Source organism: Clostridium cellulovorans 743B (assembly GCF_000145275.1).
Lineage (GTDB): Bacteria > Bacillota > Clostridia > Clostridiales > Clostridiaceae > Clostridium_K > Clostridium_K cellulovorans.
In genome coordinates, this window is record NC_014393.1 from 1695053 (window position 1) to 1717863 (window position 22811).

Annotated in this window: 17 protein-coding genes, 20 tRNA genes and 1 riboswitch; of the genes, 36 read left to right on the top strand and 1 reads right to left on the bottom strand. The window is 31.9% G+C overall.

The window, feature by feature from the left end; all coding sequences use genetic code 11:
• The 24 genes from CLOCEL_RS06880 (at nucleotide 1) to tnpA (ending at nucleotide 3927) form a co-directional block, all read left to right on the top strand.
• Entirely contained in the window at nucleotides 1-477 is a 477-nt protein-coding gene (locus CLOCEL_RS06880; RefSeq protein WP_010076003.1) for a metallophosphoesterase, read from the top strand.
• Between the two features lie 90 nt (nucleotides 478-567).
• Nucleotides 568-643: transfer RNA gene (locus tag CLOCEL_RS06885), tRNA-Pro, on the top strand.
• A gap of 4 nt (nucleotides 644-647) precedes the next feature.
• Nucleotides 648-721: transfer RNA gene (locus CLOCEL_RS06890), tRNA-Gly, on the top strand.
• Nucleotides 722-808: 87 nt separating this feature from the next.
• Nucleotides 809-885, top strand: a tRNA-Arg gene (locus tag CLOCEL_RS06895).
• Between the two features lie 7 nt (nucleotides 886-892).
• Nucleotides 893-968: transfer RNA gene (locus CLOCEL_RS06900), tRNA-His, on the top strand.
• A 7-nt stretch (nucleotides 969-975) separates the two neighbouring features.
• A tRNA-Gln gene (locus tag CLOCEL_RS06905) sits at nucleotides 976-1050 on the top strand.
• A 4-nt stretch (nucleotides 1051-1054) separates the two neighbouring features.
• Nucleotides 1055-1130, top strand: a tRNA-Lys gene (locus CLOCEL_RS06910).
• A 9-nt stretch (nucleotides 1131-1139) separates the two neighbouring features.
• Nucleotides 1140-1223: transfer RNA gene (locus CLOCEL_RS06915), tRNA-Leu, on the top strand.
• Between the two features lie 21 nt (nucleotides 1224-1244).
• Nucleotides 1245-1319 (top strand) — tRNA-Gly (locus CLOCEL_RS06920).
• 81 nt (nucleotides 1320-1400) lie between these two features.
• Nucleotides 1401-1474: transfer RNA gene (locus tag CLOCEL_RS06925), tRNA-Gly, on the top strand.
• Between the two features lie 8 nt (nucleotides 1475-1482).
• Nucleotides 1483-1559 (top strand) — tRNA-Arg (locus CLOCEL_RS06930).
• Nucleotides 1560-1562: 3 nt separating this feature from the next.
• Nucleotides 1563-1638: transfer RNA gene (locus CLOCEL_RS06935), tRNA-Pro, on the top strand.
• A 62-nt stretch (nucleotides 1639-1700) separates the two neighbouring features.
• Nucleotides 1701-1774: transfer RNA gene (locus CLOCEL_RS06940), tRNA-Gly, on the top strand.
• 8 nt (nucleotides 1775-1782) lie between these two features.
• Nucleotides 1783-1859 (top strand) — tRNA-Arg (locus tag CLOCEL_RS06945).
• Between the two features lie 7 nt (nucleotides 1860-1866).
• A tRNA-His gene (locus CLOCEL_RS06950) sits at nucleotides 1867-1942 on the top strand.
• Between the two features lie 7 nt (nucleotides 1943-1949).
• A tRNA-Gln gene (locus CLOCEL_RS06955) sits at nucleotides 1950-2024 on the top strand.
• A 4-nt stretch (nucleotides 2025-2028) separates the two neighbouring features.
• Nucleotides 2029-2104 (top strand) — tRNA-Lys (locus tag CLOCEL_RS06960).
• Between the two features lie 9 nt (nucleotides 2105-2113).
• A tRNA-Leu gene (locus tag CLOCEL_RS06965) sits at nucleotides 2114-2197 on the top strand.
• A gap of 21 nt (nucleotides 2198-2218) precedes the next feature.
• A tRNA-Gly gene (locus CLOCEL_RS06970) sits at nucleotides 2219-2293 on the top strand.
• Nucleotides 2294-2357: 64 nt separating this feature from the next.
• Nucleotides 2358-2431, top strand: a tRNA-Gly gene (locus CLOCEL_RS06975).
• Between the two features lie 23 nt (nucleotides 2432-2454).
• A tRNA-Arg gene (locus tag CLOCEL_RS06980) sits at nucleotides 2455-2531 on the top strand.
• Between the two features lie 133 nt (nucleotides 2532-2664).
• Complete coding sequence (locus tag CLOCEL_RS22745) at nucleotides 2665-2820, top strand: hypothetical protein (RefSeq protein ID WP_010076002.1); 156 nt, start codon at nucleotides 2665-2667, stop codon at nucleotides 2818-2820.
• Nucleotides 2817-3269 (top strand): RCC1 domain-containing protein, encoded by a 453-nt coding sequence (locus CLOCEL_RS06985; RefSeq protein ID WP_010076001.1) that lies wholly within the window; start codon nucleotides 2817-2819, stop codon nucleotides 3267-3269. Before CLOCEL_RS22745 ends, CLOCEL_RS06985 begins: the two co-directional genes overlap by 4 nt.
• 184 nt (nucleotides 3270-3453) lie before the next feature.
• Nucleotides 3454-3927 (top strand): IS200/IS605 family transposase, encoded by a 474-nt coding sequence (tnpA, locus tag CLOCEL_RS06990; protein WP_013291570.1) that lies wholly within the window; start codon nucleotides 3454-3456, stop codon nucleotides 3925-3927.
• Nucleotides 3928-4067: 140 nt separating this feature from the next.
• Here tnpA and CLOCEL_RS06995 read toward each other — a convergent pair whose 3' ends face one another.
• The gene (locus CLOCEL_RS06995; RefSeq protein ID WP_010076000.1) at nucleotides 4068-4946 is read right to left on the bottom strand and encodes a hypothetical protein; all 879 of its coding nucleotides are present in this window, start codon (nucleotides 4944-4946) and stop codon (nucleotides 4068-4070) included.
• Between the two features lie 437 nt (nucleotides 4947-5383).
• Between CLOCEL_RS06995 and CLOCEL_RS07000 the strand changes: the two genes are divergently transcribed.
• From CLOCEL_RS07000 to CLOCEL_RS07055, 12 genes are all read left to right on the top strand, one after another.
• Nucleotides 5384-6382, top strand: coding sequence for a DUF4885 domain-containing protein (locus tag CLOCEL_RS07000; protein ID WP_010075999.1), 999 nt, complete (start codon nucleotides 5384-5386; stop codon nucleotides 6380-6382).
• Between the two features lie 308 nt (nucleotides 6383-6690).
• Entirely contained in the window at nucleotides 6691-8013 is a 1323-nt protein-coding gene (locus tag CLOCEL_RS07005; RefSeq protein ID WP_010075998.1) for an MATE family efflux transporter, read from the top strand.
• A 145-nt stretch (nucleotides 8014-8158) separates the two neighbouring features.
• Nucleotides 8159-8599 carry a GatB/YqeY domain-containing protein gene (locus CLOCEL_RS07010; protein WP_010075997.1) on the top strand — a complete coding sequence of 147 codons (441 nt, stop codon included), beginning with the start codon at nucleotides 8159-8161 and terminating at the stop codon, nucleotides 8597-8599.
• A 159-nt stretch (nucleotides 8600-8758) separates the two neighbouring features.
• Nucleotides 8759-8860, top strand: a riboswitch (purine riboswitch).
• A 101-nt stretch (nucleotides 8861-8961) separates the two neighbouring features.
• Nucleotides 8962-9537: a xanthine phosphoribosyltransferase gene (locus tag CLOCEL_RS07015; RefSeq protein ID WP_010075996.1), complete on the top strand. Its 576-nt coding sequence runs from the start codon at nucleotides 8962-8964 to the stop codon at nucleotides 9535-9537.
• A 60-nt stretch (nucleotides 9538-9597) separates the two neighbouring features.
• On the top strand, nucleotides 9598-10707 hold the full coding sequence (locus tag CLOCEL_RS07020; protein ID WP_010075995.1) for a BMP family ABC transporter substrate-binding protein: 1110 nt from the start codon (nucleotides 9598-9600) through the stop codon (nucleotides 10705-10707).
• Between the two features lie 241 nt (nucleotides 10708-10948).
• The gene (locus CLOCEL_RS07025) at nucleotides 10949-12481 is read left to right on the top strand and encodes an ABC transporter ATP-binding protein (protein WP_010075994.1); all 1533 of its coding nucleotides are present in this window, start codon (nucleotides 10949-10951) and stop codon (nucleotides 12479-12481) included.
• Entirely contained in the window at nucleotides 12474-13550 is a 1077-nt protein-coding gene (locus tag CLOCEL_RS07030; protein WP_010075993.1) for an ABC transporter permease, read from the top strand. Before CLOCEL_RS07025 ends, CLOCEL_RS07030 begins: the two co-directional genes overlap by 8 nt.
• Nucleotides 13550-14476 (top strand): ABC transporter permease, encoded by a 927-nt coding sequence (locus CLOCEL_RS07035; RefSeq protein ID WP_010075992.1) that lies wholly within the window; start codon nucleotides 13550-13552, stop codon nucleotides 14474-14476. The genes CLOCEL_RS07030 and CLOCEL_RS07035 overlap by 1 nt, the downstream gene beginning before the upstream one ends.
• Before the next feature lie 715 nt (nucleotides 14477-15191).
• Nucleotides 15192-16424 carry an ammonium transporter gene (locus CLOCEL_RS07040; RefSeq protein ID WP_010075991.1) on the top strand — a complete coding sequence of 411 codons (1233 nt, stop codon included), beginning with the start codon at nucleotides 15192-15194 and terminating at the stop codon, nucleotides 16422-16424.
• Nucleotides 16425-16740: 316 nt separating this feature from the next.
• On the top strand, nucleotides 16741-18624 hold the full coding sequence (locus CLOCEL_RS07045) for an LPXTG cell wall anchor domain-containing protein (RefSeq protein WP_010075990.1): 1884 nt from the start codon (nucleotides 16741-16743) through the stop codon (nucleotides 18622-18624).
• A gap of 723 nt (nucleotides 18625-19347) precedes the next feature.
• Nucleotides 19348-20670: an NHL repeat-containing protein gene (locus tag CLOCEL_RS07050; protein WP_010075989.1), complete on the top strand. Its 1323-nt coding sequence runs from the start codon at nucleotides 19348-19350 to the stop codon at nucleotides 20668-20670.
• Between the two features lie 689 nt (nucleotides 20671-21359).
• The gene (locus tag CLOCEL_RS07055; protein WP_010075988.1) at nucleotides 21360-22610 is read left to right on the top strand and encodes an NHL repeat-containing protein; all 1251 of its coding nucleotides are present in this window, start codon (nucleotides 21360-21362) and stop codon (nucleotides 22608-22610) included.
• Nucleotides 22611-22811: the final 201 nt, after the last annotated feature.

Below are 22811 nucleotides of genomic sequence, written 5' to 3' on the forward strand. Positions count from 1 at the left end.
GTGAAAATAGGAGTAATTAGCGATACTCATAGGATTGAAAGATGTATATTTAAGGCATTAGATACTTTAAATAGGGAAAATGTAGATGTTTTATTTCACCTCGGAGATAATGTTTCTGATGCAGAGATTATCGAAAAAAATACATCAAAACCTGTATTTTACATAAAAGGGAACTGCGATTTCAATGTTTCAGCTCCATCAGAACGAATAGAGGTTATAGAAAATAAAAAAATTTTAATGACTCATGGGCATCTTTATAACGTTAAGTACACCTTAAATAACCTTATATACAAGGGATTGGAAGCAGAAGTGGATATAGTTCTTTTTGGACATACTCATATTGGAGATATTTTTTTTGAACAAGGAATATGGTTTATGAACCCTGGATCAGCTGGTATGTCTAGATGTGGACACAATAGTGTGGGTGTAATTGAGATATCGAATGGACAAATAAATTCTAAAATTGTCCCTTTATAAAAATAAATTTGAAAAAACTGTTGACTATTCTTAGAGATTAGTGTAGAATAATTTTTGTCGCTGAGGGGAACAACCTCAGAAACTGTCAATCGGGGTGTAGCTCAGATGGGAGAGTGCGTGGTTTGGGACCATGAGGTCGCAGGTTCAAGCCCTGTCACCCCGACCATCTTGCGGGTGTAGCTCAATGGTAGAGCCCTAGCCTTCCAAGCTAGTTACGTGGGTTCGATTCCCATCACCCGCTCCAGTTTAACTAAGTTTAGAAAACTTTAAAAAAGTTTTTAAAATTAGTTGACAAACATTAAAACATGCTTTAAAATAGCATATGCAGTAAGCGTCTTTAGCTCAGCTGGATAGAGCAACGCCCTTCTAAGGCGTGGGCCAGGGGTTCGAATCCCTTAAGACGCACCATAACTTGGTGGACGTAGTTCAGTTGGTAGAGCGCCAGATTGTGATTCTGGTTGTCGTGGGTTCGAGTCCCATCGTTCACCCCATTAATATAGGGATATCGCCAAGCGGTAAGGCACCACACTTTGACTGTGGTATTCGTAGGTTCAAATCCTGCTATCCCTGCCAATATGCTCCACTAGCTCAGTCGGTAGAGCACATGACTTTTAATCATGTTGTCCGGAGTTCGATTCTCCGGTGGGGCACCAAATAAATATGCAGGTGTGGCGGAATTGGCAGACGCACTAGACTTAGGATCTAGCGCCTTCGGCGTGCAGGTTCAACTCCTGTCACCTGCACCATTTATTTAACTTACATAATAAGCGGGAGTGGCTCAGTGGTAGAGCGTCACCTTGCCAAGGTGAACGTCGCGAGTTCGAATCTCGTCTTCCGCTCCATTAAAACTAATGATGGTTTGTTAGTTTAGTATAATTAACTAACAATAAATGATTTACCAAATCTGTTTTAAAAAGTTTCATGCGGGTGTAGCTCAATGGTAGAGCCCTAGCCTTCCAAGCTAGTTACGTGGGTTCGATTCCCATCACCCGCTCCATTAAACATGCGTCTTTAGCTCAGCTGGATAGAGCAACGCCCTTCTAAGGCGTGGGCCAGGGGTTCGAATCCCTTAAGACGCACCATTTCGGGGTGTAGCTCAGATGGGAGAGTGCGTGGTTTGGGACCATGAGGTCGCAGGTTCAAGCCCTGTCACCCCGACCATACTTTATAATTGATTATAAAGTGCTTTTGGAACAACTAAGTAAACAATTTGGAATTTCTATGCGGGTGTAGCTCAATGGTAGAGCCCTAGCCTTCCAAGCTAGTTACGTGGGTTCGATTCCCATCACCCGCTCCATCAAACATGCGTCTTTAGCTCAGCTGGATAGAGCAACGCCCTTCTAAGGCGTGGGCCAGGGGTTCGAATCCCTTAAGACGCACCATAACTTGGTGGACGTAGTTCAGTTGGTAGAGCGCCAGATTGTGATTCTGGTTGTCGTGGGTTCGAGTCCCATCGTTCACCCCATTAATATAGGGATATCGCCAAGCGGTAAGGCACCACACTTTGACTGTGGTATTCGTAGGTTCAAATCCTGCTATCCCTGCCAATATGCTCCACTAGCTCAGTCGGTAGAGCACATGACTTTTAATCATGTTGTCCGGAGTTCGATTCTCCGGTGGGGCACCAAATAAATATGCAGGTGTGGCGGAATTGGCAGACGCACTAGACTTAGGATCTAGCGCCTTCGGCGTGCAGGTTCAACTCCTGTCACCTGCACCATTTATTTAACTTACATAATAAGCGGGAGTGGCTCAGTGGTAGAGCGTCACCTTGCCAAGGTGAACGTCGCGAGTTCGAATCTCGTCTTCCGCTCCATTTTAAACTAATGACAAAATCAATTTAATAGAGAAGAGCATATAATTAATTAAAGGCTCATTACGCGGGTGTAGCTCAATGGTAGAGCCCTAGCCTTCCAAGCTAGTTACGTGGGTTCGATTCCCATCACCCGCTCCATTTTATTTTGGGCAAAAGATTAAGCGCCCATAGCTCAGCTGGATAGAGTGACAGACTTCGAATCTGGAGGTCGTGGGTTCGACTCCCTCTGGGCGCACCATATAATAGGCATTACGTAAGGCTTTGCGGCATATTGCAAAGCCTTTTATTATGCAAAAAATAAATTAAAAGCGATTTTGCCTTAAGTTGTTTGATAATACCCTTAAGAATTTCTAGACAAGGGAGGAATGATATTGAATAAGTTAGTTAAGAAAATTGTAATACATATTCTAAGTATAGTAATAATGATATCTTGTGTTCTAAATTTTTCTGTTGTAAAGGTTGAAGCTAAAGAGGCTGAAGTTAAAGTTGTGGCTATATCTGCTGGGGTTATTTTTCTGTTATTTTGAAGGATGATGGAACAATTTGGAATTGGGGAGGTAATTATAGTTCACAATTAGGTGATAGCACAAATATGGATAGGTACGAACCAGTGAAAGTCAGTGGATTAAATGGAGTAACTGCTATTTCTGCTGGATTTATGCATACATTAGCATTAAAAGATGATGGTACAGTTTGGAGTTGGGGATGGAACCATAGAGGACAATTAGGTGATGGGACTAAAAACTATAAATCAGGATTTGTCACAGTAATCGAAGGTCAGAGAGTCACTAATGATATAGCTGAAACTAATACTAAAATAAAAGAAGTAGCTGAAAGTATAAAAAAACTTCCTACTACAACTATAAGTATGTTTAAGGGATGGAGCTTAGAAATCAAAGGACTAGCATTCTCAATTGGTGGATTCTTTGTTGTAGCTATTCTTTTAATAATTAAAAAAATGAGAAATTTCAAATAGCGTATAAAAAGAAATCTGATAGGCATTAAATGCTTATCAGATTTTTTTGTTTTACGAATACCACAGGTTTTACCTGTGGTTCTAAAAAGCTTCTAGCGATGAGTAGAAAAAAAGAATACCTCCAATGTAAAATGGTAGTAGGTTTGCCGACCACAACCAAAAGTACAAAGGAGGTATATCCGTAATGGATAATAGTAGTTTAGCACATAGTAAATGGAATTGTAAATATCACATAGTCTTCGCACCAAAGTATAGGAGACAAATCATATATGGAAAAATAAAAGCGGATATAGGGGTAATACTTAGAAAGTTATGTGAACATAAAGGAGTAGAAATTATTGAAGCAAATGCATGTAAGGATCATATACATATGCTTGTAAGTATACCTCCGAAGTTAAGTGTCTCTCAGTTTATGGGGTATTTGAAAGGTAAGAGTTCATTGATGATTTTTGACAGACATGCAAATTTGAAATATAAATATGGGAATAGGCAATTTTGGTGTAAAGGCTATTACGTTGATACAGTTGGAAGAAACAAAAAGATAATAGAAGAATACATAAAGAATCAAATACAGGAAGATTTAGCATATGAACAAATGAGCTTGAAAGAATTTATTGACCCGTTTACGGGTGAATCAGTAAACAAAGGCAAAAAATAAAGCACCTTTTAGGTGCAGCCAGTAAAGGTATGCGGTTGGCAAACCGCTCAATGTGCGAGTAGCACGGCCAGTAACATGCCCTTATAGGGCTAAAGCAAACCACCCGTTTGACGGGTGGTCCTGATTTAGCAGTTTAATTACTAAGAATAGTCAAATAGATCTGTTACATCGTATTTGTAACTGACATTTAATTTAACATTAGTCATAGTTGATTTTGCTGTTGCTAAAGCATTATATTTAAAATGCCATACTTGTACTACTGGTAAATTAGTTGTTTCAGAAATGTTATAAGTACCCTTAGTAGCACTAGAAACTGTTGAAGTGTACCAAGTATTACTAGCTTCATTCAAAAGTTTATGGTGAACATTACCTTGACTTGGAGATTGAGTTGATGATGTAGTGACAGCGGTTACTATAGCCCTTTGAGGAACTGTAGTATTACTTCTTAGGTCTAATTTTAATTCAGTTGAGTCAACTCCAGCAGAATTTAATCCAATGTTACCAGGATTAGAGGCTGTCCTAGGAAAGGTAAAAGTACTATAGCCAGTTTTTATTCTATCATAGAAAGATAAAGAGAAATACATATCTCCTGTATAATACCCTCTCCTAACTTTTAAATAAAACGTCTGATTGTTAGAGGTACCATCACATCTAACACAAATAAATGGTAAAGAAGAATTGCGATCAACAATTGAACCGAAACCAGTTTCCCATTGTGAACTGTTATACAAGCTTGCAGTCATTCCTGTATAACTGGTGTCATAGGAACAACGAGCATAAATTTTCTCTCCAGCATTTACTGTGAAACTAAAATAAGCTTCGTTTTGATCTGCTGGTAGTATTACTGTTGGGACTGAAGTTGCATATTTCCAATATCCTAAGTTTGCTGCTGTTGAAAAACTATTATTACCTGTTATTGTTGTAGCAGCTTTAGTTTCTGCAGAAAAAGATAATGAGCAGAAGCTGATCATAAATATTAATAATAGAGAAAGTGGTTTAGAATAGATTTTTTTTAACATAATATAATCTCCTTTTAAATTAAATTTATATACCACAGGATGATAAAAATTCAAAATTTACGTCTATAGGTAGATTATAGTTTTTGAATAAATAAAAGTCAAATATAGAAAACAATAACATAGGTCTGCGTACCTTTATTTGAGTATGATTAGAATCTAAAATACAATAATATATACTTAAAGAAAATCTTGAATAAGATTATGTAAAGAAATTACATTAACAGTACGATATAATATATAATAGTAATAATATTAAGTGACTATATAAAAATCAATGGATTTGCTTTTACAAAATGTATGTATATATTTTAGTTTATGAAAGCAATTAATTGCTAAAGTATCAAGCGAGAGAACATATGAAAATAAGAGAGTTTAATAGATTGATTATAAAGCGGGTTTAGAATATTGATTATACAAAGAAAGGAATGTGAGTTATTATGAATATCAATAGTATAAGTACAGGCTATGGATATGCAGAGCAAAGTAAAAAAAATGATTCTTCCAAGGATAAAACTAATAATGGAGTGATAAATAGTAATAATAAATACAGTGGAGAAGAAGAAAGACAAATAGGAATATTAAAAGACAAATATAGTAGGTTAGCGGAAGCTAATAAAAGGCGTCAAAATCCAAGACAGTACATATTTGATAAATACTACAATCAGAATTCTCCAAGCTACATGAAAGGCTTGACAGAACAACAAAGAGACTATGGTTATACTACAGAAATGAGAATGACTTTTCAAGGTACAATGGATTATTTTTTTGGGGATGATGCCTTAGGTAGTGAACCAACGATATATGATGATATTGAACAAGCAAATAAGAAGTTATATAATAGACAGGAAGTAAATAATCAATTGAAAAGCTTATTTAAGGATAATAACGTGATTATACCAGATAATTTAAAACTAACTTTTAAAATAGATCCATATACATATAACTTAGCTGTTAGCGGTACAGAGGATTCAAATCTGATTAATACAATAGAACAATTATTAAATAGTGGAGATAATTCAAAAGAGTTATTTTTACATATTATAAAAAGTAGGTCTGATGATTCAGAGCAGTGTACTCAAGAAAAACTTGAAAAATATAGGCTTAACTTAGAGATAAAAAAATATACAGGTTATGATTTGAAAGATTTAAAAGTAGCTAATGGAAAGTTTACTACAGAAGAAGGCGCAGATATAGCTGGAGTTTATTCTGAGGCATTAAAATACAATTATTCTATTGCTGCAAAATATAAAGGGGATATTTTAGCTTATTATAGTACACAGCTAAATAGCTTAGCTAAGAATGGTTTTGATTCAATTCAAGACTTAGTCCTATCAATTGACTATAAAAATGGCTCTTTATATGATGTTGGTCAAATGTATAATTTTGGAGAAGGTAAGACTCAGTGGATTGAAAAATTAAAAGAAAAAATAGTATAGTTATAATATATAAATTGAATTTTAGGGGAAGCTTAGATAGTCCACCAATATATGATTTGGTGGACTTTTAAATTTTAAGACTCTTTAACTATAATACTAAATCTTATCGAAATAGATTTATGGAATAAATTGAAAATAAGATGTATAAATAGTATATTTAAATAATAAATCCATTTATTATTAGGGAAATAATTTATTATATAGACAAGAAAACTTGAAGCAATTAATATTTAGATAACAAACAATTATATATTTTAGAATGAAAACTCAAAAACGTATATAATATCTGATACATAAGGGGAGACATAATGAAAAAAATAGACTTGACTGAGGGAAATGTAATTAAGGTATTAACTTCATTAGCGATACCGATAATGGGGAGTTCATTATTACAATTTACATATAATTTAGTGGATATGTTATGGGTTGGAGGAATTGGAACTGATGCTGTTGCAAGTGTTGGGTCATCGAGTTTTTTTGTGGGGCTTGGAAACTCTATAATTTCATTTGTAGTTATTGGAACAGGTATAAAGGTAGCTCATGCTTTAGGGAAAAAAGAAGAAATTGAAGTTAAGGAATATATAAATGCAGGACTTATATTAAACACAATAATGGGTATTATTTTAGGTGCTATTGCTATTTTTTGTGGTAGGAATCTTATAAGCTTTTTACACCTTAATAATTTACAGGTTGAAAAGGATGCGTATTATTATTTAGCATCTAGTGGACCTACTTTGTTTTTTAGTTTTTTTAATATGTTATATACAAGGATATTATCTAGCTTTGGCAATAATAAATTGGCTTTTAACATCAACGCTGTTGGTGTGATATTGAACATTATTTTAGATCCATTATTTATATATGTTTTTAAGCTAGGGGTTTTAGGTGCATCAATAGCTACCTTGATAGCAAATATAGTGATGTTTATGTTGTATCTAATAAGATCTTCAGGAGTACTTAAATATAACATTAATGTTAAAGTTCATTTTATCAAAATAAAAGAAATAGTATTTTTGGGAACACCAATGGCTGTACAAAGAGTCTTGTTTACTGTTATAAATATATGTCTTGCAAGAATCATTGCTATATTTGGTTCTGATGCAATTGCAGCTCAAAAAATAGGACTTCAAATTGAATCTATTGGATTTATGGTTATCGGTGGACTTCATGGAGCAGTAGCAGCTTTTACAGGACAAAATTTTGGAGCTAAAAAACATACTAGAATAAAAGATGGTTATAATTCTGCATTAAAAATAGGAATAATGTATTCGTTATTAATGGCAGTGATATTTTTCTTCTTTAGCACACCTTTTATTAAATTGTTTGTAAGAGAGCAAGAAACAATTATTATTTCAAAGGCTTATCTACAGGTTGTAGCCTTCTCACAAATATTTAGTACAATAGAAGTTATATCAAATGGATTTTTTACTGGTATAGGTAAACCTAAAGTTTCTTCGATAATCAGTGTTATATTTACAAGTTTAAGAATTCCTATGGCCTTAATACTTATTAAGCCTTTTGGACTTACTGGTATATGGATAAGTATTTCTGTTTCAAGCATACTTAAAGGACTTGTGGCTTATTTATTATATTTAATAGAAGCTAGAAAAAATCTTTCTCAAAAGGTATAGGTATAACAATAAGGTAACTTAATTGGTTTATTACTAAAGGTTTCTCTTAAGATGTAAAGAGTTAGATTAAGGAATCTACAGAAATTTGACTTAAGAAAATAATTGAGTGATAATTAACTTATATAAAATTTGGAGGATGATGTAAATGTTAAAGGATACAATTAAAAATGATATGGTAAAAGCCATGAAAGAAAAGAATAAAGTTATATTGACTGCTATTAGAACTCTAAATGCGGATATAAAATATAAAGAATTAGATTTAAAAAAAGAACTTGAAGATATAGAAGTTATAGGAGTAATTGAAAAAACTATAAAGCAATTAAAAGAAACTTTAGAGTTTGCTGTTCAAGCTAATGATGAAACTACAATAAATGAAACAAAAACTGTTATCGAATTCTTTACAGGATATATGCCAAAACAGTTGACTGATGAAGAAGCTAAAAAGGTAATCGAAGATACATTAAAAGAAAATTCAATAGAATCAAAGGCTGATATGGGAAAAGCCATGCAAATTGTTATGGCGAAGTTAAAGGGACAATATGAAGGAAAGAAGATAAGTGGTATTGTTTCACAAATCTTAAAATAACATCTCTGGAAATATATTTATATAGAAGAACATTGATGTAAAATGTATATATAGCTTTACGTTAAAAGAATGTGAAGAAAAAGATATTTTTTTGTTGACATAAGTAGAAGATTAAGATAGTATACTGATAGAGGACAAAACACGAACGATAGACACAAAAGATAAAGATAATATTTGGCTCATATAACCTTGATAATATGGTTCAGGGGTTTCTATCAGATTGCCGTAAATAATCTGACTATGGGTATAACGGGTATTTTTACGATGCATATTTTTCATATGCGTAATATAAATTAAGTTATATTCCTAGGTTAGTTTTAACCTAGGTTTTTTTGTGCCAAAAATTTGTAGAGGTGAATAATTTGAAATTACTTAAGGACAAGATTTTGAATGAAGGTAAAGTGATAGACGGAAAAATATTAAAAGTAGACTCCTTCTTAAATCATCAAATGGATGTACGATTGTTTAATGAAATTGGTAAGGAATTTAGAGAAAGATTTTCAAACGACGTTGTAACAAAGATAGTAACAATAGAAGCTTCAGGCATTGGAATTGCTTGTATGGCAGCTGAACATTTTGGAAATGTTCCAGTAGTATTTGCAAAAAAAACTCTTGGAGCCAACATTGTAGATGAGACCTATAGTTCAGATGTTCATTCTTTTACGAAGAATCAGTGCTATAAGGTTAAGATAGCGAAAAGATTTATAGACAACAGTGATAAGGTTTTGATAATTGACGATTTTCTAGCTAATGGCTGTGCCGCACTTGGACTAATTGATATTGTTAGACAAGCTGGTGCTGAAGTTGTAGGCGTAGGAATAGTAATAGAAAAAGGGTTTCAGCCAGGAAGAAAAGTTGTTGAGGAAGCTGGAGTAAGGGTTGAATCTTTAGCTATTATTGAGAAATTTGATAATGACCGAGTAATATTTAAAGAATAATTGAATAAAAAATAATAAAAATTCAAATATAAATTTTCGTTATTCAATGGAGGAGCTAAAATGAAAAAAAGTTTAAAAAAGTTAGTAGGATTAGTATTAACAGGTGCGTTAGTGTTAACTGGCTGTAGCACTGGCGAGACGAAGACAAGTAAGAGTGCAGACGGTAAATTAGCAGCTAGTGATATTAAGGTAGGATTTATCTATGTTGGACCAGTAGGCGATGGTGGGTTTACATATTCCCATGATCAAGGAAGAAAATATCTTGAAGAAAAAACAAGTGTGAAAACTGTAATCAAGGAAAGTGTTCCAGAAGATAAAGCCGAAGTTGAAAAAGTTTGTGAAACTATGATAGAAGAAGGTTGTAATGTTATAGTTGGAACAAGCTTTGGATTCCAAGAAGGCTTAATAGCAGCTGCAGAAGAACATAAGGATGTTAAATTCCTTCATTGTTCGGGTTATGAAACAAGAGATAATTTAGGACAATACTTTGGTAAAATAGAAGAAATGAGATACTTATCAGGTATAGTTGCTGGTATGAAAACTAAATCAAACGTTATAGGATACGTTGGTGCTATGCCAATTCCTGAAGTTATAAGAGGAATTAATGCATTTACTTTAGGCGCACAATCAGTAAATCCAAATGTTAAAGTTAAAGTTACATGGACAAAAACTTGGTATGATCCAAGTTTAGAAAAAGAAGCAGCAATAGCTTTAATAGATGCTGGTGCTGATGTAATAACGCAACATCAAGATACAGCAGGACCACAACAAGCTGCTGAAGAAAGAGGCGTATTCTCAATAGGATACAACACAGATATGAGCAAAGTTGCACCAAAAGCTAATATGACATCAGCTATTTGGAATTGGGGTCCATATTATGTTGATCAAATAAATGCTATCATCAATGGAACTTGGAAATCAACTCAATATTGGGGAAATGAAATAGTTGATTTAGCACCCCTTACTGCTAATGCTCCAGAAGGTGCAAAAGCAAAGGTTGATACTGCTCGTGAAGATATAAAATCAGGAAAATTAAAGGTATTTACTGGTCCATTGAAGGATCAAGATGGTAAAGTAAAGATTGAAGCTGGTAAGGCAATGTCAGACGATGAAGTTTGGAATATGGATTGGTTTATACAAGGAGTAGAAGGAACTATTCCTAAGAATTAATAAAATGATAAAAGGAACTGAGGGCTTTTGCCTTCAGTTCTTATTCATAGATATATGTTTAAATAAAATTACTACAAGAGTAGTTTGGTATAGGTTGTTTTGAAAAGTATACGAAATAAATATATTATAGTGTTAGGATTTTGGGCATCTTTAAATGAATAAATGGTCAGTATTAAATGTGACTTCTTATTCAATTTTAGGTGCTTTATTGATGAAAATAAGCACATATCAGGAGGAAATAATGAATAGCAAGCAAGCTTTTATTAAGATGACAAATATAAAAAAGATATTTGGTAATGTCGTAGCCAGCGATGATGTAAACTTATCTATAGAATCAGGAGAAATTCATGCTTTGCTTGGAGAAAATGGAGCAGGTAAGAGTACATTGATTAATATTCTTTCAGGAGTATATACACCAGATGCGGGAGAAATATTTATAAAAGGTGTAAAGACTAAGTTTTCTTCTCCTAAAGATGCTATAAAAGCTGGGGTTGGGACGATATATCAACACTTTAAATTAGTTGATGCTCTTACAGCAAGAGAAAATATATTATTAGGACAAAAACATGGACTTTTCAGCTCTAAAAAAGATACAGAAAAAAAGATTAATGAGATAAAAGAAAAGTTTTCAATTACCGTTGATTTAGATAAATACGTTGCAGATATGACTGTTGGTGAGAAGCAGTATCTTGAAGTACTTAAGGTTTTATATAGAGGTGCAGAGCTGTTAATTCTAGACGAACCAACTTCTGTATTTACACCACAGGAAACAGAAAAACTCTTTGAAATAATGAGAAACTTAAAAAATCAAGGAAAGGCAGTTATTTTTATTACTCATAAAATGGACGAAGTTATGAGTATATGCGACAAAATCACTGTTCTTAGAAAAGGGAAAACTATAGAAACTATAAATAAAGCTGAAACAAATTCTAAGGAATTGACTGATTTAATGGTTGGGCGAGAAGTGGACTTATCTATAGAAAGAATAGAGATGAAACCAGGCAAAACGATGTTATGTGTGAAAAATCTAGTAGTAGAAAATGATGAAAAGGTTGAGGTTTTAAAGAATATATCCTTTGATATAAAAGCTGGAGAAATACTAGGGGTAGCTGGTATAGCTGGTTGTGGACAAAAAGAATTATGCGAAGTTGTGTCAGGAATAATCAAAAGTAAAAGTGGAAGAATCTTTTTTGAAGATGAAGATATTACAGACAAGAATGCTAGGTACTATATAGATAAAGGTATAAGTATGAGTTTTATTCCTGAGGATAGATTAGGAATGGGACTTGTTGCATCCATGGATATGGTAGATAATGTTCTGTTAAAATCCTACTACAAGAATAAAGGCATGCTTATAAATAGAAAGCCTGCTGTAGAACTTTCTAAGGAATTAGTTAAAAGATTAGAAATAAAAACTCCAAGTATAAGTTATCCTATAAGATATCTTTCTGGTGGTAATATACAAAAGATACTTTTAGGCCGTGAGTTAAGTACTAGTCCAAAGGTGCTAATAATGGCTTATCCTGTTAGAGGGCTTGATGTTAATACTTGTTACACTATATATGATTTAGTTAATGAAGAAAAGAAAAAAGGCAATGCAGTACTTTTTGTTGGTGAAGATTTAGATGTATTAATGGAGCTTGCTGACAGAATTATGGTTATATGTGCTGGAGAAGTTAGTGGAACTATAAAAGCAGAGGATGCTACAAAGGAAAAACTAGGACTGATGATGGTTGGTCAAAGGCTAGAAGAGGAGGATAAGAAAATTGATTAGGTTTATAAAAAGAGAGGATATAAAAAAAGGTACAGAATTAAAGATAAGAGCTGTAGCAATTATATTAGCACTTCTATTAGCGGCGATCTTCTTAATCTTCTTAAACTTTAATCCAATTAGTGTTTTTGCGGCGATGTTTAAGGGAGCATTTGGATCACCACGTAGAATTGGAGAAACAATAGAAAAAGCAATCCCAATTTTGATTGCAGCTTTGGGTTGTGGTGTAGCCTTTAAAATGAAGTATTGGAATATTGGAGGAGAAGGACAAATCCTTATGGGAGCAGTAGGGGCAACATTTTTTGCTCTTAACTTTTCAAACCTTCCAAGTATAATTCTTATACCAATCATGATGCTTGCTGGTATTCTTTGCGGTGGCTTATGGGCTTTAATTACAGGTGTTTTGAAGGTAAGGTTTAATACAAATGAAACTATTATGACACTTATGATGAATTATGTTGCTTTAAAGCTTGTAACATATCTTCAATTCCAGCGTTGGAAGGATCCATCTGCAAAGGGTATGCCTAAAATCGCTAGTTTTGAGAAAAGTGCTATACTTCCAGAAGTCTTTGGTATTCACATTGGTTGGATAATAGCAGTAGGGTTAGTAGTGGCGTATTATTTCTTTATGAAGCATAGTAAAAAAGGTTATGAGATAGCTGTTTTAGGAGAAAGTGAAAATACAGCTAAGTATGCGGGTATAAATATAACTAAAACAGTACTTTTTGCAGTGTTTTTAAGTGGAGCTATTTGTGGTATTGCAGGGGTAATTCAAGCATCAGCAGTATCTCAAACCTTATCAACACAAGTAACTGGAAATGCTGGAAATACAGCAATTATTGTATCGTGGCTTGCAAATTTAAGTGGACCAGTGATAGTAGTTGCTTCAATCTTATTTGCTGCTTTAGTTGAAGGTGGTTCTTATATTCAAACTGCTTTTGGAATTCCTGATGCAGCTGCATCTGTTATACAAGCACTTATTTTATTTTTCGTTTTAGGAAGTGAATTCTTTGCTCGGTATAAGTTAGTATTTACTAAAAAACAACAATTAAAAGAGGAGGTAGCAAAATAATGGATTGGATAGCATTTTTAACTCAAGCAGTAGTAGCAGCGACTCCATTGTTATTTGCAACCCTTGGTGAGATAATAACAGAGAAGTCTGGACACTTAAATTTAGGTGTTGAAGGTATGATGCTCATGGGGGCAGTTACTGGCTTTATAGTAGGATTTAAAACTGAAAGTGCAACTCTTGCAGTTGTTGCTGCCATGGTTGCAGGAATGTTAGGAGCTTTGATTTATGCATTCTTAACTGTATCCTTAAGAGCAAATCAAACGGTAACAGGACTAACATTAACAATATTCGGAGCTGGTTTCTCAAGCCTTCTTGGAAAAAATGTAGTAGGTCAAGCGGTTCCAGATAAGGTTAAAGAAGTTTTCGCTATTAAAGAAATTCCTTTATTATCTGATATACCTTTTATCGGTGATATTTTCTTTAAGCAAGGTACATTGGTATACTTAGGGTATTTATTTGCTATTGGTTTAGCTATATATCTATACAAGACTTCAAAGGGTTTAAACTTAAGAGCAGTAGGTGAAAATCCAGCAGCAGCAGATGCTTCTAGTATAAATGTTAAGTTATATAAGTATGTTCATATAGCTTTAGGTGGAGCTTTATGTGGCCTTGGTGGGGCATATTTATCTTTAGTGTCTGTTCCTGCTTGGCAAGATAATATAACTGCGGGAAAAGGGTGGATTGCTGTAGCGTTAGTTATATTTGCATCTTGGAATCCTCTAAAGGCTATATTTGGAGCGATTTTCTTTGGTGGACTTGATATAATAGCATTTAGAATAACAAATGAATTTATTTCTCCATACTTCTTAGCAGCAGTACCATATATCGCAACAATGATTATTCTTGTATTTATTTCAGCTAGAAAATCTAGAAAAAATGCACCACCTAAGAGTTTAGGTTTATCATATTTCAGAGAAGAAAGGTGATTAATGGAGTATATATTAAAGGTTACTTCATAATTTATAAAACCTTGTGTCTATGCTAGAAACTTTATAAATAGTCTTAATTTTGAAAGTTATATTAAGTTTTTGTATTTAAATTTGAAATGTAAGTCTGTAAAATAGAAAAATTAGTTGTAGAATACATTTATATAGGCATTCCACAAAAGGAATGTCTATATAAATTACAGAACATTTGAAAATCCCCCCTTATAATTCCTAATTAGTAGTCTATAAAATATTTAAATTGCAATTATATATGTATTAAAAACATATGAATAATGAGATTATTAAAGATATAAAGTAATAAGTTTAAATATTCACCTGAAATGTGGCGAAATGATAAAATATCAATTAAACAGCTCATAAGATTAAAAATATTCACTGTAATAATTAATTTTATATTAAACTATCATATAAATATCGAAAAATATGATAAATTAATATTGACATGTAGAAACTATACAATTATAATTAAAAAGGTGTTCAGGTGAATTACAAATAATTATAGGAAACAACGGCGTTTTCAATCCTAAGGAAGTTATATTAAAAGATAGGTACCTTCTTTAGTAATGAATGCGCTTTTTTGATTTTTATCATTATTCAGTTCTAGGATGAATAGGAGCTCAATTTACTGGAACTATACTTATGAACCAGATTAACAGTAACTACAATTTTAAATTATTCAAGGGGGAATAAAAAGATGGACATGTTGAATGGTGCAGATATGGGTTTTGTAATCTTCTCTGCTGCGTTAGTAATGTTGATGGTGCCAGGTTTGGCTTTATTTTATGGAGGTATGGTTAAAAGCAAGAATGTATTAAGCATAACGATTCATAGTTATGCAGCTCTTGTAGTTATATCCATACAATGGATTATATTAGGTTATACAATAGCTTTCGGTCCAGATATAAAAGGAATAATAGGCGGACTTGATTGGATCTTTTTAAATAACATAGGTATATTACCTAACGCAGATTATGCAAGTACAATACCACAATTGGAATTCGTAGTATTTCAATTAATGTTTGCAGCAATAACTGCAGCAGTTATTTCTGGTTCTGTGGCAGAACGTATGAATTTTCCAGCTTTTTTAGTTTTAATAGTTTTATGGAGTACCTTAGTATATGACCCTATTGCTCATTGGGTATGGGGAACAAACGGATGGTTAAAAAATTTAGGAGTCCTTGATTTTGCTGGTGGACATCCTGTTGAAATAAATTCAGGTGTTTCTGGGTTGGTTGCAGCTATATTTGTAGGAAAAAGAAAGAAAGCTAGAACAGAACCACATCACATACCTATGGCGATATTAGGTGGAGGACTTTTATGGTTTGGATGGTTTGGTTTTAATGCAGGCAGTGCTCTTGCTATGAATTATACAGCGGTTAATGCTTTTGTTACAACCAATACTTCAGCAGCAGCTGGAGCAGTTGCATGGGTAGCTTGTGAATGGATTTTACACAAGAAGCCAACAGCGTTAGGAACAATAAGTGGAGCTATTGCTGGACTTGTTGCAATAACTCAAGGTGCAGGTTTTGTAAGTCCAATGTCTGCAATATTTATAGGATTAATTGGAGGAGCATTAAGCTTTTTCGCAATAGCTATGTTGAAACGTAAGCTTGGATACGATGATGCATTAGATGCATTTGGATGTCATGGTGTTGCGGGGATATGGGGTTCAATAGCTACAGCCATTTTCTCATCAAAAGCAATTAATTCAGCTGGTGCGGATGGGTTAATATATGGTAACTTTTCATTATTAAAAGCTCACTTAATTTCAACTTTAGCAACTGGCTTATATGCAGCAGTAATGACTTTCTTAATACTTAAGGCTATGAGCTTTGTAATGAATTTAAGAGCAACTTCTGAGGAAGAAACAAGAGGCTTAGACGTTTCACTTCATGGAGAAGAAGCTTATTCAGGAGTAAATATGTAATAATAGCTTTGAAAATAAAAGCATCTTAGAATAAATTTTTGGATTATTCTAGGATGCTTTTTTATTAATTTTAGATTTTGTTAAAATACATAAGATAACATTAGTTCCAATTATATAAAAAACTTTAACTCTATTTCAAGTATATAAGATAAATTACTTGTTTTAGTAAAAAATACATATATAACTTAGATATATTAAAAATTATAAAATAAGTATAAACTATAAATTAAATCGTGGAGAAGTGAAGACTTTTATGGTATTCTAAGCAAGAGAAATCATGTTATATGTTATTATAAAAACAAAGGTGGAGATGAGGATGAAACTTAAAAAAAATTTTAGTTTAATGTTAGCATATCTTTTGCTGATAACCATGTTGCCTACAAATTTTTTGGCGCAGCAAGTTAATGCAACGGAGAATGGGTGGATTGAAAGTTGTGATGTAGATGGGAACAATCAATGTTTAAATTATCAATATAATAATTTATTTGATTATATCGGTAATTATGGAAGCTGTATTACATATAGGGAAGGAAACATAACGTTTTTATTTTCAAATGGTAAAATAATTCGTGTTAATTCAGATGGTACAATTAAAATAGTTAAAGATAACCCTAAAGATGCTTATGCAAATATTGACGATTATATTAATAGTTGTACTAAATTCCAAAATGGATATATATGTTCAGAAGGTGGAAAAGGATACTTCTATAATTATGGTTCAAATGGTGGGAATATTAGCTCAATAGATTTATATACAGGGGCAGAACAAAAAATATATGATGTTCAAATCCCAGAAGGCTATGGCATAACAGATGTTCGTGCTGCAGCAGGAAAAAATGTAGCAAAAGGTGGGACTATTGTTTTAAAGTGTTTTACCCAAATTAGTGAATTTACATGTAATGGATTTTTTATAAAAATAAAAGATGGAAAACAAAGCTTAATAGATCTTAGAGGAAATGGCGTAGAGTTTATACCTAGATTTGCAATAGATAGCAAGGAAAATATTTGGCTTGATTGTATAGGGGATATTCCACTAGCGAAGGTTGATGCCAAGAATAATATCGAAAAACTTTCTGTAAAGCTTGATGGAGATAAGTTAAATCCATTTAATGAGCTTTATATAGATAAACAAGATAATATATGGACACAAACGCAAGGAAATAATTTAGTTAAGATATCACAAAGTGAAAATGGGCTCATAGCGAAAAAATACTTTAACTCTCAAGAGCCAGTTGCAATTTGTACTGATGATAATGGACAAATGTGGGTAAGTGATTCTTACTCACTAATGAAACTTGAAAGTGATAAGTTTGTAACAAAGTATATGATTTATGACTGGGGTCAAAAGATTTATGACTGGAACAGAACTAGCATAAGTGTTATAGATGATTATCATCTTATAGTGATAAAGAATACATCGTATATATATATAAATAATGAATCAGCAAAAGATAGAAAACCAAAGATAGATAACATTTCTTATACAAAGGTTAATCTTAAAACTGAAAGAAGCAAAAATAGTGATGGATCAGTACTTATTAAAGTTCATGAAAGCGACATTGATGATGATGCAATAAATGTAATAGAATTTGCCAACTTAACAGATACATCGGTAATAGAGACAAGAATAGGTGTTGAAGCTATCAAGGATGGTAGAGGAAAATTGCAATTTAAAGCGCCTGGTGTTGATGTATTACTACCAATAAAAGCAATTGATTTTACTGGAGCTGGAGAAGGTGCTTATTTATCCTTTAAAGAGATTTTGAATAAGGATAGCTTATTAACAACAAGTAAAGGCGTAAAAAAGGTATTCCAGTTTGAAATTGCTATTTACGATAAAGATGGAAAAAAGATAAAGGATATGCATCAATTTAGTAATGATAGTAAAGCTAAAATTTCTATAACCTTAACTGATAAAGAACTTGAAGGAACGGATATAAGCAAGTTATCAGCATTTAATTACAATGAAGAAGCTGGAACAGTAGAGAATTTAGGTGGAGTATATGATCAGCAGAATAAAACTTTCACCTTTGAGACTCCACATTTTAGTAAGTTTATATTAGGGGAATCTGATGTTTTTAAGGGGATTTTACCACAGACTGGTTCAAGTATCGATATGAACTCTTTAATAGCATTAGCTTCACTAATGATTGTAACAGGTTTGGGTCTAATCTTAAGAAAAAAAGTTAAAGCTGAATAGCGTTAATTTGTAATGAAAAAATGTTTTTAAAAGCGGAGATAGATGTATGTCTCTGCTTTTTATTTTTGTGTTTATTAAAAAATAGAGTTCAATAGTGGAGATGGACGGGGGTTAGATCTTTGTATGAGTTTATTTTAATGACAGAATAGTGATGAATAAGAACAAATGAAATGCAGCATTTTAGCTAGAATAAGCTCAAAGATAAATAAATTATAAAAGATTATAAACAAAGTATAAATTAGTATAAAGAGAATATAAAAAGTTAAATAATTAGTAGATAGGTTAATTGAAGTTTGATACTATAAATATGTGAAATTCATAAAGAAATAAAGATTCAAAAGATAGAACCAGATAAAAAAGATAAATTTGGATTTTAGATAGGGATTATGTAAAGAAACTACAAAGGGATGAATTTGTTATAAAGTATAATTTTAATATAGAATATCCTGTAGAGGTTATAGTAATAGGCTATCATAATCTTTTAGTGCCAGATTATAATGGGTATATGTATATTAACAAATAGAAAAAATAAAAGGAGTAGAGATAAATCTATTAAGCACTACGCTTTTACCATATTATTAATAGATTAAAGCCTAATTATATAAGGGGTAATTTTTAAAATTATATCTTAATCTTTTATAAGTTTTTTTAAATTTTAAATAGAAAATATGAGGTTATTGAAGAAAATAAGTTATAGTTATATGGGAAGAGTGGAGGAGTAAAATGAAATTAAAAAGAAATTTAAGTTTAATGTTGGTATACGTGCTATTATTAATGTTATTACCAATGAATTTTATAGCTATCCAAGTAAAAGCAGAAAATTTGTCTGGTGGAAATAACGAATGGAACGGTGTCAAAAATTATAATTTAAACTACGATGCTCAAAATTTTTACGTACAAGATGTACAAAGAATGGATAATGCAATTGTAGTATTTGGAGATAATCCGAATTATGGTGGCAAGGAATTAATTGTTTTGAATGAAGATGGAACAAGCACTATAGTCAAAACAAATATGAAATTTATGCAAGACTACTATCTAGGAGTATATAATGGAAAAGCATACTATAAAAAAATAGGGAATGCAAGTGAATTGGGAGAAATTTACAGGATAAATCTAAATGATGGTACTGAAGAAAAAATATATAATATACAGAAACCTGCCATTCCTGGAATTAAGGATGTGGCTTTTGGAAGTGTATTACTAAACAGTGAAGGTTCAATTATTATAAATTACACATTCAGTACAATAGATAATCCAACAATGAAACAAAGTCTGTTAAAGGTTAAAGACCATAAAGAAAGTAACATAAATTTATATGATAAAGGTATACAGGAAGTAATAGGACTTTACTCTGATAATGAAGGTAATACTTGGGTGGCAACATCTGATAATACAAAGATTGCAAAGGTAGATAGTAATAATAGTGTTACTGTTTATAGTGTAGATCTTGAAGGATATTCAATTATAAGTGGAGTAATGCACGATAGCAAAGGTAACCTATGGGCAAAAGTTGATAAATGGGATTCTGCAACAACGACATTATTTACAGCAGTTGCTAAGCTCTCAATAAGTGGAAATACCTTTGTAGGGCAATTGTATGGTAAGAATCAAGGAATATCAGATTTGAAAGATATTACAGTTGATGAAGAGGGATATTTTTGGATTTTAGATGGAACTACCACAAAGAAATTTGTTAATAATTCCTTTGTAGATAGGTATAAATTTGATTCTTATGATTTAAATTACTTTGACGTTGTAGATGAAAATCAATTGGTAGTTGCAGAGTCTATGAAACAATATGCTTATATTAATAACAAAGCTACAATATTAGGTGTAAGTAAGATAGTAGGTCCAAGTACGTCAGTAAAAGATGTTACAGCTAACGGAATAAATGGGGATAATTTAGGTGAGGTAAAAACCGAGAAAGATGTTTTGCCACAAACTGGTTCTCCTGTTGACATGACAGTACTGTTTACGGTATCGATGTTAATGATTGCTTTTGGAACTACCTTAATTTTTCGAGGAAAAAGAAAAATAAATTAAGTAAGATGTAGCTAGTAGTGAAGTTTAAATATCACTACTAGCTACATTTGTTTTGTAAAAGTATGCTAATTGCAAGATGTGGACCATAGTGAAAAATGATGTATTAGATGCAAAATAATTTACAATTTGGAGGTACATAAATATTAAAATATATTAATAACAAAGCAAAAATCTTAGAAGTTGATAAAGTATTTGGAAAAATTTTGGTTTTAAGGAATGTACAATAAAAGCGGATAATCAAAATAGTGGTACTATAACGAAAAGTCCAATTTCAAAATCACTTTTACCACAGACAGGATATTGGGCTGATATGGCTTCTTTAGTAGCTTTAGTTTCGATAATGATGGTGGTAAGTTGTATCTCAATAGCAAAGAAAAGAGAAAAAATAAAATAAAGTTTTTTAAATTTAAGTAGTGGCTAAGAAAAGTCGCTGCTTTTTTGTCGTAATAGCAAAAAAATTAATATTTATAGTTAGTCTGTTGGTATTTATATATCAAATAAATAATGACAAGGGAATATAGTCTGCTCAGATGAATATAAACAAAACATAAACAAATATAAAGAAAGTATAAAGGTCTATAAACAAAGTATAAAACATAGCATAATTGGTAGATATATCAATTATGCTGTGCTACTATAAAGGTGTGAAATTCATATAATTAATAAAAAATTTTAAAGGAGGAATTTTTATGAATGTGAAAAAAAGTCTCAGTATGTTGTTAGTATATGTTTTATTATTAACAATTGCACCTATAGACTTCTTAGTGAGTCAAGTTCAAGCAGAAGGAAAGTTTACAAGTAATTATCAAAGTGGCGGAATCATAAATTATAATAACAACTATGGAACACAAAATTATAATGGCAACTATGGATTTGGAAATTATAATCTAAATTACCTTTATCAAAGTATGTATATTCATAATGTTGATAAGGATAAGGATTCAATTATAGTAGTTGCAAGTGATGAAACAAAAAATTATTTAACTAAAAAGATTGTAAAAATTAACGCCGATGGAACAAGTAAAACAATTAGTACAAATATACAAAATAAATATGATAATTATATTGGTGTAAAAAATGGAAAAGCTTATTATTACAGTCAAGGTCATAACTATGGATATAATGTAATCACTAATTACGGTTATAATTATAGTTACAACTTTAATTATAACTATAATACCTATGATTATAGTGGAATTTATGGAAGTATAAAATCTATAGACTTAAAAAATGGTAAAGAGAAAAAAGAATATGATGTTAAGATCCCAACCTTAAATAATATAACTTACCTATATCTTAATACCAATGAAGCATTGCAAAAAGATGGAAGCATAGTAATTGGATTGTACTATAATACAAGTTTTTATGAGAAGTTTGCTGGAGGAAGTTATTTATTAACATTTAAAAATAATAAGGAAAGTATAATAAACTTAAAAGAAAAAGGAATACCTGAAGTAAGAGGTTTTGATACTGATAGCAAGGGTAATATCTGGACAAGTTCACCTAGCAACTATAGCCTTGTAAAAATTGATAAAAATAATAATGTAAGTACATATAAAGTAGATATGCCTAATGACTATGCATTTGTTTATAGTGGGCTTAAAATAGATAACCAAGATAATATTTGGTTAACTGTTTATCGCTATGACTATTCAAATTGGACATATAATAGGGGAGTTATGAAAGTTTCAATAAAAGGTGATAAGGCCACTTCGAAATTATATGGTTCAGATAATGGCCTAAGTAGAGCAACTAAAATAGACATTGATAAAAAAGGACAAATTTGGATTTTAGATGGTGGTGCTGTAAAGAAACTAGAAAAGGATCAATTTATTACAAAATATAGATTTAATACTGAATATGCTTCAGACTTTATAGTAATAGATGATAAGCATCTTCTAGTGGTAGATTATACTGGATATATGTATATCAATAAATAGATAGTTTAAAATAAAACTCCTACATATAGAGTTTTGATTAAGTGCCAACAATGTAATTTACATATACAAAATAAACATAAAAGAGTGGTGAGAAATATAGGAATCTCCGCTCTTTTATTGTATTATTAACATATACAATTCTTATAGACTTAAGTTTTTAGAAAATGCTAGAAAGGTGGTTTTTATTTTATGGGTGAAAGC